Annotated in this window: 17 protein-coding genes; 16 read left to right on the top strand and 1 reads right to left on the bottom strand. The window is 42.6% G+C overall.

Going from position 1 to position 15,904, the window contains the following annotated elements:
* Window positions 1-85: 85 nt before the first annotated feature.
* Window positions 86-1,594, top strand: coding sequence for a cardiolipin synthase (gene cls, locus AC1D69_RS13930; protein WP_495456762.1), 1,509 nt, complete (start codon window positions 86-88; stop codon window positions 1,592-1,594).
* On the opposite strand, the gene AC1D69_RS13925 is transcribed toward cls, so the two are convergent.
* A complete protein-coding gene (locus AC1D69_RS13925; protein WP_495456761.1) occupies window positions 1,522-1,926 on the bottom strand; it encodes a hypothetical protein in 405 nt (134 codons plus the stop codon). The genes cls and AC1D69_RS13925 overlap by 73 nt on opposite strands.
* Window positions 1,927-2,042: 116 nt before the next feature.
* Between AC1D69_RS13925 and AC1D69_RS13920 the strand changes: the two genes are divergently transcribed.
* The 15 genes from AC1D69_RS13920 to AC1D69_RS13850 all read left to right on the top strand — a co-directional run bounded on the left by AC1D69_RS13920 (window position 2,043) and on the right by AC1D69_RS13850 (window position 15,870).
* Window positions 2,043-3,521 carry a phytoene desaturase family protein gene (locus AC1D69_RS13920; protein ID WP_495456760.1) on the top strand — a complete coding sequence of 493 codons (1,479 nt, stop codon included), beginning with the start codon at window positions 2,043-2,045 and terminating at the stop codon, window positions 3,519-3,521.
* A gap of 274 nt (window positions 3,522-3,795) precedes the next feature.
* Window positions 3,796-4,830, top strand: a complete 1,035-nt coding sequence (gene fni / locus AC1D69_RS13915) for a type 2 isopentenyl-diphosphate Delta-isomerase (RefSeq protein WP_495456896.1) — start codon at window positions 3,796-3,798, stop codon at window positions 4,828-4,830.
* Between the two features lie 126 nt (window positions 4,831-4,956).
* Window positions 4,957-5,427, top strand: coding sequence for a GNAT family N-acetyltransferase (locus AC1D69_RS13910; protein ID WP_495456759.1), 471 nt, complete (start codon window positions 4,957-4,959; stop codon window positions 5,425-5,427).
* Window positions 5,428-5,651: 224 nt separating this feature from the next.
* Window positions 5,652-5,882: a hypothetical protein gene (locus AC1D69_RS13905; protein ID WP_495456758.1), complete on the top strand. Its 231-nt coding sequence runs from the start codon at window positions 5,652-5,654 to the stop codon at window positions 5,880-5,882.
* Between the two features lie 175 nt (window positions 5,883-6,057).
* Window positions 6,058-7,158: a redox-regulated ATPase YchF gene (gene ychF / locus AC1D69_RS13900; RefSeq protein ID WP_495456757.1), complete on the top strand. Its 1,101-nt coding sequence runs from the start codon at window positions 6,058-6,060 to the stop codon at window positions 7,156-7,158.
* Between the two features lie 545 nt (window positions 7,159-7,703).
* Entirely contained in the window at window positions 7,704-8,771 is a 1,068-nt protein-coding gene (gene prfA, locus AC1D69_RS13895; RefSeq protein ID WP_495456756.1) for a peptide chain release factor 1, read from the top strand.
* Between the two features lie 25 nt (window positions 8,772-8,796).
* On the top strand, window positions 8,797-9,684 hold the full coding sequence (prmC, locus tag AC1D69_RS13890) for a peptide chain release factor N(5)-glutamine methyltransferase (protein ID WP_495456895.1): 888 nt from the start codon (window positions 8,797-8,799) through the stop codon (window positions 9,682-9,684).
* 94 nt (window positions 9,685-9,778) lie between these two features.
* Entirely contained in the window at window positions 9,779-10,984 is a 1,206-nt protein-coding gene (locus AC1D69_RS13885; RefSeq protein WP_495456755.1) for an FtsW/RodA/SpoVE family cell cycle protein, read from the top strand.
* A 164-nt stretch (window positions 10,985-11,148) separates the two neighbouring features.
* On the top strand, window positions 11,149-11,868 hold the full coding sequence (spoIIR, locus tag AC1D69_RS13880; RefSeq protein WP_495456754.1) for a stage II sporulation protein R: 720 nt from the start codon (window positions 11,149-11,151) through the stop codon (window positions 11,866-11,868).
* A 153-nt stretch (window positions 11,869-12,021) separates the two neighbouring features.
* A complete protein-coding gene (locus tag AC1D69_RS13875; protein WP_495456753.1) occupies window positions 12,022-12,621 on the top strand; it encodes an RNA polymerase sigma factor in 600 nt (199 codons plus the stop codon).
* Window positions 12,608-12,916: a hypothetical protein gene (locus tag AC1D69_RS13870; RefSeq protein WP_495456752.1), complete on the top strand. Its 309-nt coding sequence runs from the start codon at window positions 12,608-12,610 to the stop codon at window positions 12,914-12,916. The genes AC1D69_RS13875 and AC1D69_RS13870 overlap by 14 nt, the downstream gene beginning before the upstream one ends.
* Window positions 12,917-12,943: 27 nt before the next feature.
* Entirely contained in the window at window positions 12,944-13,357 is a 414-nt protein-coding gene (locus tag AC1D69_RS13865) for a hypothetical protein (RefSeq protein ID WP_495456751.1), read from the top strand.
* Entirely contained in the window at window positions 13,354-13,737 is a 384-nt protein-coding gene (locus AC1D69_RS13860; RefSeq protein WP_495456750.1) for a hypothetical protein, read from the top strand. Before AC1D69_RS13865 ends, AC1D69_RS13860 begins: the two co-directional genes overlap by 4 nt.
* 201 nt (window positions 13,738-13,938) lie before the next feature.
* On the top strand, window positions 13,939-15,156 hold the full coding sequence (locus tag AC1D69_RS13855) for an L-threonylcarbamoyladenylate synthase (protein ID WP_495456749.1): 1,218 nt from the start codon (window positions 13,939-13,941) through the stop codon (window positions 15,154-15,156).
* 153 nt (window positions 15,157-15,309) lie between these two features.
* Window positions 15,310-15,870, top strand: a complete 561-nt coding sequence (locus tag AC1D69_RS13850; RefSeq protein ID WP_495456748.1) for a manganese efflux pump MntP — start codon at window positions 15,310-15,312, stop codon at window positions 15,868-15,870.
* Window positions 15,871-15,904: the final 34 nt, after the last annotated feature.

Raw genomic sequence — 15,904 nt, 5'->3', positions numbered from 1 at the left:
GAGTAAATCATGTACAATAGTACTGTTATACAACAATGATACAATGCTTATGGAAGTATAGAGCAGATTAAAAGTGAGGGAAAATATGAGACGGGGATTGCAGGTAATATTGATTTCAGCCATCGTGTTTGCATTTTATTATTTTGGTTTCGGTGTTGTAGGGAAAACAGCGGGAACGATTGTAAGTTTATTTTCTACCCTAACGATTATTTCATTAATCTTCATTATTTTTATGGAGAATCGAAATCCTTCTACAACGATATCTTGGATATTGTTGCTGGCATTAGTTCCTGTTGTAGGGCTAATTTTTTACTTCTTATTCGGACAGAACTATTTCAATCGACGGAAATACGATAAAAAAGCACTCCTAGACTTGAAAATATACGAAAGATTAGAGAAAAAAGAGTTAAGAGTACATCAAGATCTCTCTAAGTTCTCAACTCGTCAACAACAATTGTTGAAATTATCTCAGAGGTTGGCACGTACGCATATTTCTTTTTCAACGGAAACAACGATTCTTACAAACGGAGAACAGACTTTCTCCAATCTGATTACGGAACTTGAGAAAGCTAATCACCATATACATATGGAGTATTACATCTTTAGAGCCGATGAGATTGGAACAAGAATTCAACAAATTCTAATCAACAAGGCTAAATCTGGTGTTAAGGTAAGATTTATGTTCGATGCGGTGGGGAGTATGCAGATCCCCAAAGTGTTCCTAAAAGAAATGAGCGATGCAGGTGTAAAGCTGGTTGCTTTTGGTAGTGTTAAGACGAATTTCTTCTCTAGTCGTGTCAATTTCCGTAACCATCGTAAAATTGTAGTTATTGATGGGGATATAGGGTTTATGGGTGGACTGAATGTTGGTGACGAGTATCTGAGTCGTAGTAAGACGTATGGTTACTGGCGGGATACCCATATGTTAGTTAAAGGTGAAGCTGTTCGAACGTTACAGATTATTTTCTTGCAGGACTGGCTGTATATGACGGGAGAGCGAATCCTCGATCAAGAGTATTTGTCCCCTACGCTTAGTAGTGCAGGCGATGGTGTTGTTCAAATGATTGCGAGTGGTCCAGACAATGATCGACGTGTACTGAGAAATATATTCTTCTCCATGATTACTTCAGCGGAAAAAACAGTATGGCTCGCAACGCCATATTTTATTCCTGATGATGATATTTTAACGGCTATTCGAGTGGCTGCACTATCGGGACTAGACGTGCGTATTTTGTTCCCAGCTAAACCGGATAAATGGCTTCCTTTCTATGCGTCACATTCGTATTTTCCATCTTTACTTAGCGCAGGTGTGAAAATATACGAGTATGAAAAGGGATTTATTCACTCGAAATTATTGATTGTAGATGGTGAAGTAGCAACGATAGGCACTGCGAATATGGATATGCGTAGCTTGAACCTTAATTTTGAAGTCAATGCGCTTCTTGTTCATACGGATAGCGTGGATCGAATGGTCGCAGACTTCGAACGGGATCTATTGTCTACTAGCCTGATGAGTTCAGATCAAGTTAAGAAAAGAAAGCTATGGGAACGCCTCTTAGAATCGTTAGCAAGGTTAGTAGCACCTTTATTATAAAAACAAGAGCGTCTGCTATTGGCAGATGCTCTTGTTTCTTTAGGTTCTGGGTAACAGCGTTCGGAGGGACAATCCGTCATCGTAGCGGCATCCTGCTTGGTGTTCAGTTGTATTCCCTGCTGCGTGATAAGTTTATCAGCAAGTGTACGGCCAACTTGAGAAAAAGTGTCCCCTTCATGGGTGTAATGATTAAAAAGAAATAGGTCAATGACTAAGAATTTTCTTGAATCTTCTACGATCTGTAGTATTCTTTTTAGAATCTCCTGCTCATGGATCACTTGATCATCGTCTTTAACGTATGTAAGGTCATTCCAGAACTGAACGTCATTCACATGATACAAAGGACTTTCATAGGAGATCCCAGCAGGATGTGGTTTATTTTTTTAGTTCTGGATGGAGAGTTTTTGGAGACAGGTAAAGGATACCTATGGAAAGGTAGATGGTCTGGATGAAGCAGAAAGTGGTTATTATAGGGGCAGGGTTCGGTGGTCTTTCTTGTGCTATTACAATGGCAGCGAAAGGCTGGGATGTTACGGTATTAGAACGCCAATCAACCATTGGTGGCAAACTGCAACAGTTCCAAGTAGAGGGATATACGTTCGATTGCGGTCCTACCACCATTACAATGCCAAATGTGTTTCGTGATGTATTTGACCAGGTAGGAGTTCGGATGGAGGATTATGTAGAATTCTACGAAATAGAACCTCGCATTCGTAATGTATTTGCAGATGGATCAAGGGTCGACTTATCTCGTGATATCACTAGGATGGAAGATCAGATAGCTACTTACTGTCCTTCAGATGCTCTGAGGTATGCATCATATATAAGAGAAGCAGGAGAATTATATCAGCATGCAGAGGATCAATTCATGAACAAGCTTCTTCTTTCATGGAAGGATAAAGCGAGTTCAGTGATGTTACGGAGTCTGATGCGAGTACGACCATTTACAACACTACATAGTTTGCTTAAGCGGTACTTCACTCATCCCAATACGTTGGCTATGTTTGGAAGGTATGCGACATATGTCGGTTCATCTCCCTACCTAACCCCATCGATTTTTGCAATGTTAGGGCATGTGGAGGCGAAGAATGGTGTATATGGTGTCCGTGGTGGAACTTATCAACTTGTAGAGGGAATGGCCCGTTTAGCTAGAGAACTTGGTGTGAAGATCGTGACCAATACGGAAGTCATCCAAATAAGAGTAACTCATGGCAGAACAACTGGCGTGGAGACCCATAACGGATTCTATGAGGCCCCGACGATTGTGGCTAATGGAGATGTACTTAGTGTGAATCGCATGCTAATTCATGAGAAAGATCGACCCTCTATGCGTAATGATAAAATTGCAAAGTACGAGCCTTCTCTTTCTGGATTTGTTACTTTAGCTGGTGTAGCTCAACAATATTCGAAGTTATTGCATCATACGGTATTTTACCCTGATAAATATGAACCAGAGTTTCGAAATATATTTGAACGAAAATTAACTCCAGCACATCCGACGATATATGTCTGTTATTCAGGTTATTCAGAGCAAGGGATGGCTCCAGAAGGTGGAAGTAACTTGTTTATTCTTGCTAATGCTCCATCTTTAAGTGCTAATTTAGACTGGGGTAAGGAAAAACGAATATATGGGAATCAGGTATTGTCCATATTGAGTCAGCATGGTCTAACGGGGATAGACAAGGGAGACGTTCTTAAATATTACACACCCGAGGATATAGCAAGTGACACGCTAGCTTATAAAGGATCAATCTATGGTATTTCATCGAATTCGGTCGGACAGACTTTCTTGCGTCCTAGCAATCGTAGCAAGGATATCGAAGGGTTGTGGTATGTGGGTGGTACAACGCATCCTGGAGGGGGAACGTCCATGGTAACTTTGTCTGGAAGATTGGTAGGCGAGTATATCACGGGCCATATGGTATAATAATGATCACGTTTAGTCATGTACATCTAGGAGACCATTCGTTATCGTTTTGGTGCAAAACTGGGAGATAGCTTGTGATTCGAGTTTTGTTCCAAAACTTAAGCGGATGCTTACGAAGACAGTTTTGTTCCAAAAATTTAAGTAAATGCTTACGGAGCAGTTGGAACAAAACTTTGAGGAGGAACTATAAATGAAAGAAACGGAATTCCGTGGTGCGATAGGGGACTTATCGGCACAGACGACGGATACCGCTGGCGTGTTGAGAGAGTCACTTATGCCTGGAGTACCAACAGGTGAACGTAAAATAGAACATGTACGGCTTTGTTTAGAAGAAGAAGTAGGAGGTATTGGTATAACGGCTGGCTTTGAACGTTATCGATTCCGGCATTGTGCGTTACCTGAGACGAATTTTGATGATATTCGTATCGAGACTCGTTTCTTAGGTATACCCGTACGGACACCTTTGTTGATCAGCTCCATGACGGGTGGAAGTGAGGCAACGGGGGCTATTAATTCACGGTTGGCAGAGGCCGCAGAGCGACGTGGTTGGGCGCTTGGGGTGGGTTCTGTTCGTGCAGCAGTGGAGAGGGACGAACTGGCATCAACCTTCTATGTTAGAGATAAGGCGCCGAACATCCCCATCATTGCTAATCTGGGGGCCATTCAGCTTAATTATGGCTTCACATCGGAGGATTGCTTACGTGCCGTTGAGATCGCGGGTGCGAGCATGTTGGTATTACATCTGAACGGTATTCAGGAAGTGTTCCAACCGGAAGGAAATACGAACTTCAGCGGATTGTTATCGCGAATTGAATCCGTATGTCGTGAACTTGATGTCCCTGTAGGCATCAAGGAAGTGGGCTGGGGTATTGATGGAGAGACCGCGTCGAGGTTATATGACGCGGGTGTCTCCTTCATCGACGTGGCAGGTGCCGGGGGCACCTCTTGGAGCCAAGTCGAGAAATTCCGCAGCCGCGACGAGGTTCGTCGCGCGGCAGCGGAGGCCTTCGCTGGGTGGGGGATCCCCACCGCGGAGTGCATTACCGAGGTGCGGGAGATATCCCCGCACGGAGGTCTGATCGGCAGCGGCGGGCTGAATAGCGGCGTAGACGCCGCTAAAGCAATGGCGCTCGGCGCCGATCTTGCAGGGTTCGGCCGCAGCTTGCTCGGGCCGGCCGTTCAATCCGAGGAGGCGTTGGACGACGCCCTCGCAAGGGTAGAGCTGGAGCTGCGCACAGCGATGTTCGGCATTGGTGCTGCGGATATAGAAGCGCTGCGAACGACGCGTCGATTGGTTCAAGTGAAGTAGATATGCGTCATAATCGTACAACCGGCACGGGCTATGGTGAACCGGAAAACGGAAACAAATCCTATGGCCTAATGGGTTCATTCGAATCATTCGAGAAAATATTTATGATTAGGCAGGTTATTTCAAATGGCGATATTGAGAAGTATGACTGATCAGGACTACGGGGAATTTTATTCTCAAAGTATCATCGATTATGCAGAAGATAAGGTCAAAGCTGGAACTTGGGCACCAAGTGAAGCACAAAAGTTATCTAGTCAAGAATTTGAACGGTTTCTTCCTGAGGGGTTGAATACACCGAACTCTTACTTATATGCTGTTATCGATCCATTATTGGAGGTCAAAGTTGGACATCTATGGATACATATTTCCGATGGGCCCCTAGGGAGATCGGCTTTTATATATGATATTGTGATCTATGAGACATACCAAGGAAAAGGTTATGGTACACAGACGATGACTGCCTTGGAAGAAGAAGCAAAACGCCTTCAAATCAATAAAATCTCGCTCCATGTATTCGGTCATAACAAGACTGCGTTCGGATTGTATCAGAAGATGGGGTATGAGATTACGGATATAAGTATGTCCAAAAAAATATAAGACGGTGACGTCTGAAGCCATGAGGTGAAACATACCTTGTGGTTTTTTTTGCGTGCATCACCCCATAACGTTGTAATAAGACGTATTACGAATCGAATTGGAAACGAAGTAAGGAAGAATTTTTTTGGAAAAGGTTATGGGTGTATCTGGGATAATATGCGCATCTGTGGAGAATAATAGAGCCGAGTTATTATAGGAATGAAGACGTCAGGAGGCATCCATACATGAGCGAGAACAAAGATATGCTTCCAATATCGAAAGAAACAGTCGAAGTGGAAGGGGTATACGAGAACGAAGAGGGACGGGAGCTGTATCTGCAAAAAGGAGAAGAGTTCCCTTCTGATATCGTGCTTGGTAAAACGGAATGGCAGCTAACAGAGTTCGCCCTAGAAGATCATTCAGAAGGTCGGACGGATGAGCGTCTGGTTCCCAAGAAAGACGGCACAAACACATAACAGAATAGCGACGCCCTCCACTGCGGAATTTGCGGATTCAAGCGAGGAGGGCGTTAGTTATGAAGTTGAAAAAATAAATTCTAATCTCTGGGTAATTAGGTATAGTCCTTGCTGGCTTATATGTTCTAATATATAATAGTAAAATCTATTACCTAAAATGGGAGTTGTCATATAAATGGCTTTAAAAGCAGGTATTGTCGGATTACCGAACGTTGGTAAGTCCACGTTGTTTAACGCAATTACACAAGCAGGAGCAGAAGCTGCGAACTATCCTTTCTGTACCATCGATCCGAACGTAGGGGTTGTTGAGGTACCAGATGAGCGTTTAGATAAATTGACTGAATTGGTTATCCCTGATAAAACAGTTCCTACCGCATTTGAATTTATAGACATTGCCGGAATTGTTCGTGGTGCGAGTAAGGGTGAAGGTCTAGGTAACAAATTTCTAGCACACATCCGTGAAGTAGATGCCATTGTTCACGTTGTGAGATGTTTTGAAGATGAGAACGTGACACATGTGGATGGGAAAGTGAATCCAGTAAGTGATATCCAGACGATTAATCTGGAGCTTATTTTGGCGGATATTGAAAGTGTAGAGAAACGTATTGACCGTTCACGTAAGAACTTAAAGAATGGTGACAAGAAAATCGCGATAGAAGTGGAAGTTCTTGAACGTGTTAAGGAAGCTCTTTATAACGATATGCCTGCACGTAGCTTGGAACTAAGTGAAGATGATAAGGCGATTGTTCGTGATCTTCATCTGCTTACACTTAAGCCTGTATTATATGCAGCTAACGTGAGTGAAGATGGTGTTGCGGGTGCAGATAGCAATCCTTTTGTACAACAAGTGAAGGATTTCGCTGCAGCAGAGAATTCCGCAGTTGTACCGATCAGCGCTAAGGTAGAAGCAGAGATTGCTGAACTTGAAGGCGAAGATAAAGCGATGTTCTTAGAAGAACTAGGGCTTGAAGAGTCGGGTCTTAACCGTCTGATCAAAGCAGCATATAGTCTTCTAGGTTTATACACATACTTCACAGCGGGTGTACAAGAAGTTCGTGCATGGACGATTCGTAAAGGAATGAAAGCACCACAGGCGGCAGGTGTTATTCATACAGATTTCGAACGTGGATTTATTCGTGCTGAAGTCGTGTCTTACGATGACCTAGTAGCAGCTGGCACGATGGGTGTTGCTAAGGAACGTGGACAAGTGCGCTTAGAAGGTAAAGAATATATCGTGAAAGACGGAGACGTTATGCATTTCCGTTTCAACGTTTAGCTACCAATTCCATGACACATGAATAAGCTTGCCAACGCGGCAGGCTTATTCATGTGATTTTTATTCATAGGGATCAGGAAATTCCCTTTTTAAAAATATAAGAATTTATAAGTATTTCTGCTTATAAATAGGATTATATTTCAACGCTAAACGTTTCATCGCCGCTAAAGGACGGCGAAGCCGTTTATGCTTGATAAATGGAGTGTTGCTGGACTGTTTACTGCTACCGAAGAGGGTCATCACGTCATGAATTTCATCTTTGTTCCCTCTCCAATGCTAGAATAGAATGACCCTATATTATTTCTAATAGGAACGAATTAGGTATATGTATGTGTAGATTAAATGAAGCTTGGCATACTGTAGGTACTAAGATGATTGAACATATCATGATAAGAGATGCCAATTGAGACTCTTACGAGTGGATAAGGATATGGATAATATTGAAAAAATAAGATCCCATATATATAATTATTCCTCAATATGATATAATAAAGAGTCGAAATACGACGAATTGGTATGATCTTGAATAGGAGAGGTGACCCCCAATGTTGGACAGATTACAATCCTTGGCGGACCGCTATGAAAAACTGAGTGAACTACTCTGTGACCCTAACGTTGCGAGTGATAACACGAAGTTACGGGAGTATTCTAAAGAACAATCAGATTTGCAGCCTGCTTTCGAGGCTTTTACTGAATATAGAACAGTTATACAGGAACTAAACGCCGCTAAAGTGATGCAAGCGGAGAAGCTAGATGATGAGATGCGCGAGATGGTAAAGATGGAGATCGATGAACTTACATCTCGTCAGGAAGAGTTAGATAGTAAGATTCGTTTACTTCTATTACCGAAGGATCCTAACGATGACAAGAACGTTATTGTTGAAATCCGTGGGGCAGCAGGTGGAGATGAAGCAGCTTTATTTGCCGCTGATCTTTATCGTATGTACACTCGTTATGCCGATGCACAGGGATGGAAAGTAGAAATCATGGACATCAATAGCAATGACCTTGGTGGATTTAAAGAAGTAATCTTCTCCATTAATGGTCGTGGTGCCTATAGCAAAATGAAATATGAAAGTGGTGCACACCGTGTGCAACGCATCCCAACCACTGAATCGGGTGGCCGGATTCATACGTCGACATCAACCGTAGCGGTTATGCCAGAAGCGGAAGAATTCGAGATTGAAATTCATGACAAGGATATTCGTGTAGATACGTTCTGTTCTAGTGGTGCTGGTGGACAATCCGTTAATACGACGAAATCTGCTGTGCGAGTAACTCATATTCCTACAGGTATTGTGGCAACTTGCCAAGATGGTAAATCACAGAACAAGAATAAAGATTCAGCGCTTAAAGTTCTTCGTACGCGTATCTCAGATATGACGCGTTTAGAGGAAGAAGCTAAATACGCTGGTGAACGTAAAAGTAAAGTGGGTACAGGCGATCGAAGTGAACGCATTCGTACGTATAACTTTCCACAGAGCCGCGTAACCGATCATCGTATCGGTCTGACTGTACACAAGTTGGAGCAGATTATGAACGGTGATATGGAAGATATTATTTCTGCTTTAAGTATTGCTGAGCAAACAGATTTGATGGATAAAGGGGAATAACGCTTTGAATAACGACGCTTTTGTCATGACACCAAAGCAAAGTATACGGGAAGCCTTTGCGGAGGCTTCCTCTTTTTTAATGCTTTGCGGCGTAATGGAGCCGCAAAGGAATGCCCAGCTGCTGTTGGAGCATGTGCTGGGCTTAACTAGCACCGCCTATTATATGGCGTTGCCAGAACCCTTCCCTGCAGCAAGGATTGCTGCTTGGGAAGACGCGGTCACCCGCAAAGCGGCGGGTGAACCCGCGCAGTACATCATAGGAGAGCAGGAGTTTTACGGCCTGCTCTTTACGGTAAATCCGGCCGTGTTAATCCCACGGCCAGAGACCGAGCTGCTGGTCGAGGCCGTCCTGCAGCAGGTCGAGCGGCTATGGCCTGGCGGCTGCTCCGCCTCAGTTCAGCCGCTCGCGGTAGCCGACATTGGCACTGGCAGCGGCGCCATTGCCGTGACGCTGGCGGTGGAGGCTCCCGGCCTCCGCGTATACGCTAGCGACATTTCGCCGGAGGCGCTTCATGTCGCTAAGCATAATGCGGCCTACCATAAGGCCGCCGTTAACTTCCACGAAGGCAATCTGCTGGAGCCGTTTGCTGGAATGAAGTTGGACATTCTTGTGTCCAACCCACCGTATATACCGGCTGAGGATATTGCCGGTCTACAACCGGAGGTGCGCGACTTCGAGCCGCGATTAGCGCTAGATGGTGGCCGGGATGGACTCTTGCCTTACCGTGTTATGCTTGAACAGATAGACCTGCTTCTAGCTCCGCCGCGTATCATTGCTTTTGAACTCGGCATGGGTCAAGCCGAGGACATAGCGGAAATGTTGCGTTGCGCAGGGCATTGGAATGAAGTTATAATTGTTCCTGATTTAGCGGGAATAGATCGCCATGTTATGGGGATCGATTATTCCTATTAGTTTATTTGAATTATGGACGGTAATTCCTATACAATAGAGCTAAGTGTTCTATGGGGCACAAGAGGCAGGAAGCCTCAGCACTGGAGGGCGGCACATGCTTCAAAAGTTAAAAAAAGTCGATTATGTTATCGTGCTAGTCCTAGTTGCTCTTATGGTGATTAGTATATTTACTATATACAGCGTGACCAAAGGGAGAGTTAGCACTGGATTATACCTAGATGGACATCACATGAAGATGTTGAAATTTTATGTTGTATCTTTTGTAGCCTTCTTTGCATTAATTCTGATTGACTATCGACTATTGGTGAAATACGCCTTGTACATTTATTTATTTGGGATAGCTTTGCTAGGAGTCGTGAGTTTTGTAGGAGAATCCACAAACGGCGCAGAAGGGTGGTTGAAGTTAGGTGGAGGACTACAATTACAACCTGCGGAACTATTTAAGTTGTGCCTAATTCTCTTTCTAACCTATGTTCTTGTTCGTAAGAATAAGAATCAGTTATCCTTTTGGCGCGACGTTGTTCCGGTGTGTGTGATCGCCATTCTTCCTTTTGTAATAGTTATTTCACAGAATGACCTTGGGAATTCGTTCAGTTACGTTATCATTTTGATTGGTTTGTTATGGATAGGGAACGTTAAATTTTCTCATGCCATGATTGCTCTGACTATCATGATTGGATCGCTTTTTGGAGGAATCCAAGGGTATATTCATTACCATGACAATATCAAAGCATCTCTAGAGTCTATTGGTAAAGATCACTGGATCGAAAGACTCGACCCTTGGCTAATTCCTGAGAAGGCGACCGCCAAAGCTAGTTATCATACCGAGAACGCTAAGCTAGCTATAGCTTCTGGAGGTATGAGTGGAGAAGGGTTTATGAAGGGAACTTCAGTCCAGTCTGAACGTGTACCTTATACGTATTCTGACTCCATCTTTGTGGCGATTGCCGAGGAGTTTGGGTTTATTGGTGCCTCGGTATTACTCTTACTTTATTTTATATTGATCCATCGGATGATTCTAATCTCCTTAGAGTGTAGAGATCGCGCGGGCCCCTATCTGATTGTGGGTGTGGTTGCTATGATGTTGTATCAGATTTTTGAGAACATCGGTGCGTTTATCGGAATTATGCCTTTAACAGGTATTACACTGCCCTTTATTAGTTACGGCGGAACGTCGTTACTTATTAATATGGCTAGTATAGGGATCGTTATGAGCGTAAAAGTTCATAGCCAGGATGTTGAAGAAGATTTTGCAGTTCAGCCTGCAGGTTATGCCAATACAAGCAAGCCGAAAGCATAAATTTAAATAATTGACTCCTCTTATCAACCTTTATATGGTTGGTAAGAGGTTTTTTTGTGCTGAGGCTATTTAATAAATTCATATTTTACTAGATTGATAGGTTTAGACTCTCTTAATAACGGACATGCTTACTAGTATGATTCGATATTATAGGAGTGATTCATATGAAATGGAACAATACGAAGTGGAATGATGATAGAACAGACGTGTTACGCGTAGTAGTAAAGAAAGCAGCTATTATATTTAGTTTATTATTCATGCTAGTAATGTCTTGGGATACTCAGCGTACAGATGCATCTGTTGTGAGTGGGCCTATTCCTGAGGAGTCGATCCGATTACGTATTCTAGCGAATTCCGATAGTATAGATGATCAACTTGTCAAAAGAGAGATTAGAGATGCCATTGTATCAGAAATGAATGGATGGGTAAGTGAATTAGAAGATCCTCAGAATCTGGATCAAGCTAGAGAAACCATTCGTAATCATATGGATGAATTAAATCAATTGGTGGGAAGAGAGTTAACTAATCGAGGAATCAGCTATTCCTATCATGTGGAGCTTAAGGTAGTCCCTTTTCCAACGAAATTATATGGCGGTACGGTATATCCTGCAGGTGATTATGAAGCCCTTCGTGTTACGCTTGGCAATGGGAATGGTCAGAATTGGTGGTGTGTATTATTTCCACCGTTATGTTTCATAGATGCAGGTAGTGGTGATGCGGTAGCTCAGCAGGCAGTAACAACGGTCCAAGCAGCGGGAACAGATGATACAAAGGAATCAACAATTCAGCAGGTTTCTACGGATTCCAATGAAACACCTGAAGTACGATTCTTCCTGTGGGATTTGATTTCTGGAATAATGGACTGGGTAAAAGGATTATTCTAAATCATTTAGTTACATATATTAGCTAAAATCATTGTGATTACTCAACAATGATTTTTTTGTTGTTGAATATCGACAGTTATGATGGTTTTAACAACAATCAACATTTATTTTGTGAATTTTCGAACAATCATCTGGCTTTATTCGTAATGTTCTATGAAGGGCGGCGGAAGAGGGATGCTTAGTGATAAACAGCTCGTCGAGTTATATCGTTCCGGCCATCAAGAATCGCTAACTTGTTTGATTGAAGTGTACAGAAATGAACTATACAGATTTTGTAGACATCTCACATTGAACCCATATGATGCTGAGGATCTATTTCAGGAGGTGTGGTTACGTATTATTCGTAAATTAGAGAAATATGATTCGGATAAACCGTTTAAAACTTGGCTTTTTAAAGTAACCATCAACTTGTATCGTGATCGTTATCGGAAGTGGAGGAAGGTATATAGTCTTTTATCAACCGAGGTATCTTATGTTACCTCACACATGTTACAGGTTAAGGATACAAATCCACCGGTGGAGGATCGTTTGTTAAGTGATGAGCGTTACGGTCAATTGGAGCATTGTCTTCGTCAGTTACCCAAGCGATACCTAACGCCGCTGATTCTGTATTACTACGAAGACTATAATTATGAGGGTATTGCGGAATTAATGGGAATTCCAATGGGTACCGTGAAATCACGGCTAAATCAGGGGAAGAAAATGTTAGGTGAATTAATGAAGGAGGGGTACGGGTATTATGAGACATCGTGAGATGGATGAGACGTTACTGAAAGAATATTTTAATCAGGATATGGTTGCGCCATCGTACCTTGTGCAGAATACGGTTCTTAAGATTAAGAAAAGGGACACGTATAAACTGTTAATGATGATGACAGCCTTATCTTGTTCCATTATATTGATCGGGATATTCATCTGCTTGCTCATAGGACCGTTCCCTTTGATATATAAGTTAGGTCTATTCATTATGTACTGTTTGACTCAGGGTACTGTTGCCATATGGGTTGTGCATCGCAACTCCTATTTACAGGATGGAATATCCCTATAAGCCGAAGGTGAGTTGAGGAGAATGAGTATGAGTATGAATTCGCGAATTTCTTTTGAAAAAATATTATTTTGGGCTCTTACATCTTTGTTTCTAGCGTGTTTTGCTGGAATGGGGTACATGATGTTTCAATATATGAACGAAGTTACGAGTGATGATCTAGTCTGGTATGTTATGGTATGCATCCTAATGGTGCTTCTACCTTCCATGTATATTATTCTAGCTATCGTTATATACAAGGATGCATCTAGGAAAAAAATGAACGTCTGGCTCTGGATGACTGCTGTTATGTACATCCCTAACCTAATTGGTCTACTTCTCTATTTTATTGTAAGAAAACAACACCAAAAGATGTGTGCGAATTGTAATAGGAGTATTGGAAGAGATTTTGAATATTGCCCATACTGCGGTCAAATCATTAATCAATCGGGAGTGAGAATATGAGAATAAGAACAAGGATAGGAATCTTGGCGCTAGTAGTCACGTTTATATTAATGTTAACTGCTTGTGATAGAAGTATATTGTGGGTTGGGTCCAACATGGGAAGTAATATGCAAGCTTCTTATAAATTGTTTACGGGAAATGAAGTGAAGCAGATCAAGGCACAGAGCGGAGAGACGATACTCATCGACTATCAATCAAAAGTAAAAAAAGGCGATCTATCTATTAAGTTGTATGATCCCGACGACACATTAATTAATGAGTTCGCAACGAACGAGGCAGGGGTGGCAGAAATAAAGGCGGACAAAGAAGGAAAATATAAAATAGAGGTTATAGGTGAGGACACCTCGGGAAGCTTCAAGGTCAATTACAAGATTGAATAGTGAATTGTTGTTGCAGTTCATGAATTTAATTACATGTTGTTTTGTGCTAACATAGATGAAAGTGTATAGTTGAAAAGTGCTTCAGCCGATGGTAGATCGTGCGACTATGGTAAAGGGGCGCTTTTTCGCTATGTAAGGAATTTTCAAATTCAATTTAAACCATGATCATGATAATTTATATAGAAAGCCTGGGATGTAGAAATGACGCATAGTCTCGATAAGGGAATGGATAGCAAAGTGGAACAACATGGAATGACTACAGTCTATTGGAATGTTCAAGATTTAATTGCGGAAGGTAAAGAAATCAATCAGCAAGATATAGCTAATGTACCAGTGATGGAGGAAGCTGCTGCACTTATACGAGCAGGTGGAATTGTAGCTTTTCCAACGGAAACGGTATATGGACTGGGAGCGGATGCTCGAAGTACCGAAGCGGTAGAAGCTGTATTTGCTGCCAAGGGACGTCCTTCTGATAATCCTCTGATCGTTCATATCGCGGATCGTTCGCAATTAGATGAGCTTGTGATAGAAATTCCGCCTGTCGCGCACATGCTAATGGATATATATTGGCCGGGTCCGCTTACGATTGTTCTTCCTGTTCGACCTGGCGCACTTTCGAATTGTGTTACTGCAGGTTTAGATACCGTGGGAATTCGCATGCCAGATCATCCTATTGCATTGGCGTTAATATTAGCAGCAGATTGTCCCATTGCCGCACCTAGTGCGAATCGCTCAGGACGACCTAGTCCTACACTTGCATCGCATGTGAGCGAAGATTTGGACGGAAGAATTAACGGACTCCTTGATGGGGGATCGGCTGGTGTAGGGGTTGAGTCCACGGTTGTGCGTGTATTCTCGAATGGGGATGTTCAAGTGTTGCGTCCTGGTGGAATTACTATAGAACAGCTTAATTTAGTAACTGGAGCTACCGTTGTTAGTGTGGGAGGAGCTGCCGGTGAAGCGAAGTCAGCTTTAACACCTGGGCATCTAGTCAAATCACCACATACTGATGCATTGGATTCTATTTCGGAACCTCCGCGTTCACCAGGCGTGAAGTATACTCACTATGCTCCACAAGGTGAACTAAGCGTAGTACGCGGTTCTTCACCACAAGCTGTTGCGTCTCATATTAGGAGACAATTGGACGAGGCCTCTAAGGCGGGATTAATGACGGGGTTATTAGCTTTTGATGAACATATTCCGTTCTATGGTTCAGATCCTGCGAACCTAGTTGTTTCACTTGGATCGTTGGCTACACCTGCTGATGCAGCGCATAGATTATATGCAGCGTTACGCCGATTTGATGAGCTAGGTGTAAATTATATGATGTCAGAAGCATGCCCAGAAGAAGGAATAGGTGAAGCTGTTATGAATCGGCTTGTTAAGGCTGCCGGTGGACGAATCATCGATATGAATTAGAGTGAAGGTTAATCATCACTTCGTGTGCTGGGTGTAAGTTATATCGTTCTGGACACATTCCCTTCGTAGGAGATATCTGGTTGATCTGACATGTTTCACTTCTTGTCCGCATATGGTTGTACAAAGTACACAAACGGACTTGGAGGAATACTCATGCTAGAAAATTCTGCCGGATGGGGGCAGCTCATCACAATTTTTGTTATGGCGGCAGCTTTGGGAATGGATGCTTTTTCACTTGGTGTAGGTATTGGCATGAGAGGAATTCGATTGCTACACGTTCTGAGAATAAGCTTAATGATCGGTATTTTTCATATCATTATGCCTTTGTTAGGGATTTATACGGGGCAATACGTTGGCTCGTTGTTGGGAAAAGTAACGGCGTATGTGGCTGGTGGATTATTAGTGTTACTTGGTGGCCATATGATTGTAAATGCCTTTCGAGGCGGTTTTGCTAAAGTTGTAAATCACCGTTCGTGGGGTGGGATGATCCTATTCTCTCTCAGCGTCAGTATTGATTCTTTCTCCGTAGGCGTATCCTTAGGGATGTTTAGAAGTAATTTACTAATAACAATATTAGCCTTCGGATTCTTTGGTGGATTAATGTCGATGATGGGTCTTCTCCTCGGAAGGAAAGTGAGTCGTAACCTAGGCGATTATGGTGAAGCTCTAGGTGGTGCTGTATTATTAGCATTTGGACTCATGTTCATCTTTTGATACAATATAAAAGATGTTACTAGGAGGTGGAGAA

It is taken from the genome of Paenibacillus sp. Y301 (assembly GCF_059445505.1).
This window is presented reverse-complemented; position numbering and strand designations above follow the sequence as displayed.

Excerpts from the sequence above, each read along its gene's own strand:
- cls (WP_495456762.1), top strand. The coding sequence starts at position 86 with ATGAGACGGGGATTGCAGGTAATATTGATTTCAGCCATCGTGTTTGCA.
- AC1D69_RS13920 (WP_495456760.1), top strand. The coding sequence starts at position 2,043 with ATGAAGCAGAAAGTGGTTATTATAGGGGCAGGGTTCGGTGGTCTTTCT.
- fni (WP_495456896.1), top strand. The coding sequence starts at position 3,796 with ATGCCTGGAGTACCAACAGGTGAACGTAAAATAGAACATGTACGGCTT.
- AC1D69_RS13910 (WP_495456759.1), top strand. The coding sequence starts at position 4,957 with ATGGCGATATTGAGAAGTATGACTGATCAGGACTACGGGGAATTTTAT.
- AC1D69_RS13905 (WP_495456758.1), top strand. The coding sequence starts at position 5,652 with ATGAGCGAGAACAAAGATATGCTTCCAATATCGAAAGAAACAGTCGAA.
- ychF (WP_495456757.1), top strand. The coding sequence starts at position 6,058 with ATGGCTTTAAAAGCAGGTATTGTCGGATTACCGAACGTTGGTAAGTCC.
- prfA (WP_495456756.1), top strand. The coding sequence starts at position 7,704 with ATGTTGGACAGATTACAATCCTTGGCGGACCGCTATGAAAAACTGAGT.
- prmC (WP_495456895.1), top strand. The coding sequence starts at position 8,797 with ATGACACCAAAGCAAAGTATACGGGAAGCCTTTGCGGAGGCTTCCTCT.
- AC1D69_RS13885 (WP_495456755.1), top strand. The coding sequence starts at position 9,779 with ATGCTTCAAAAGTTAAAAAAAGTCGATTATGTTATCGTGCTAGTCCTA.
- spoIIR (WP_495456754.1), top strand. The coding sequence starts at position 11,149 with ATGAAATGGAACAATACGAAGTGGAATGATGATAGAACAGACGTGTTA.
- AC1D69_RS13875 (WP_495456753.1), top strand. The coding sequence starts at position 12,022 with ATGAAGGGCGGCGGAAGAGGGATGCTTAGTGATAAACAGCTCGTCGAG.
- AC1D69_RS13870 (WP_495456752.1), top strand. The coding sequence starts at position 12,608 with ATGAGACATCGTGAGATGGATGAGACGTTACTGAAAGAATATTTTAAT.
- AC1D69_RS13865 (WP_495456751.1), top strand. The coding sequence starts at position 12,944 with ATGAGTATGAATTCGCGAATTTCTTTTGAAAAAATATTATTTTGGGCT.
- AC1D69_RS13860 (WP_495456750.1), top strand. The coding sequence starts at position 13,354 with ATGAGAATAAGAACAAGGATAGGAATCTTGGCGCTAGTAGTCACGTTT.
- AC1D69_RS13855 (WP_495456749.1), top strand. The coding sequence starts at position 13,939 with ATGACGCATAGTCTCGATAAGGGAATGGATAGCAAAGTGGAACAACAT.
- AC1D69_RS13850 (WP_495456748.1), top strand. The coding sequence starts at position 15,310 with ATGCTAGAAAATTCTGCCGGATGGGGGCAGCTCATCACAATTTTTGTT.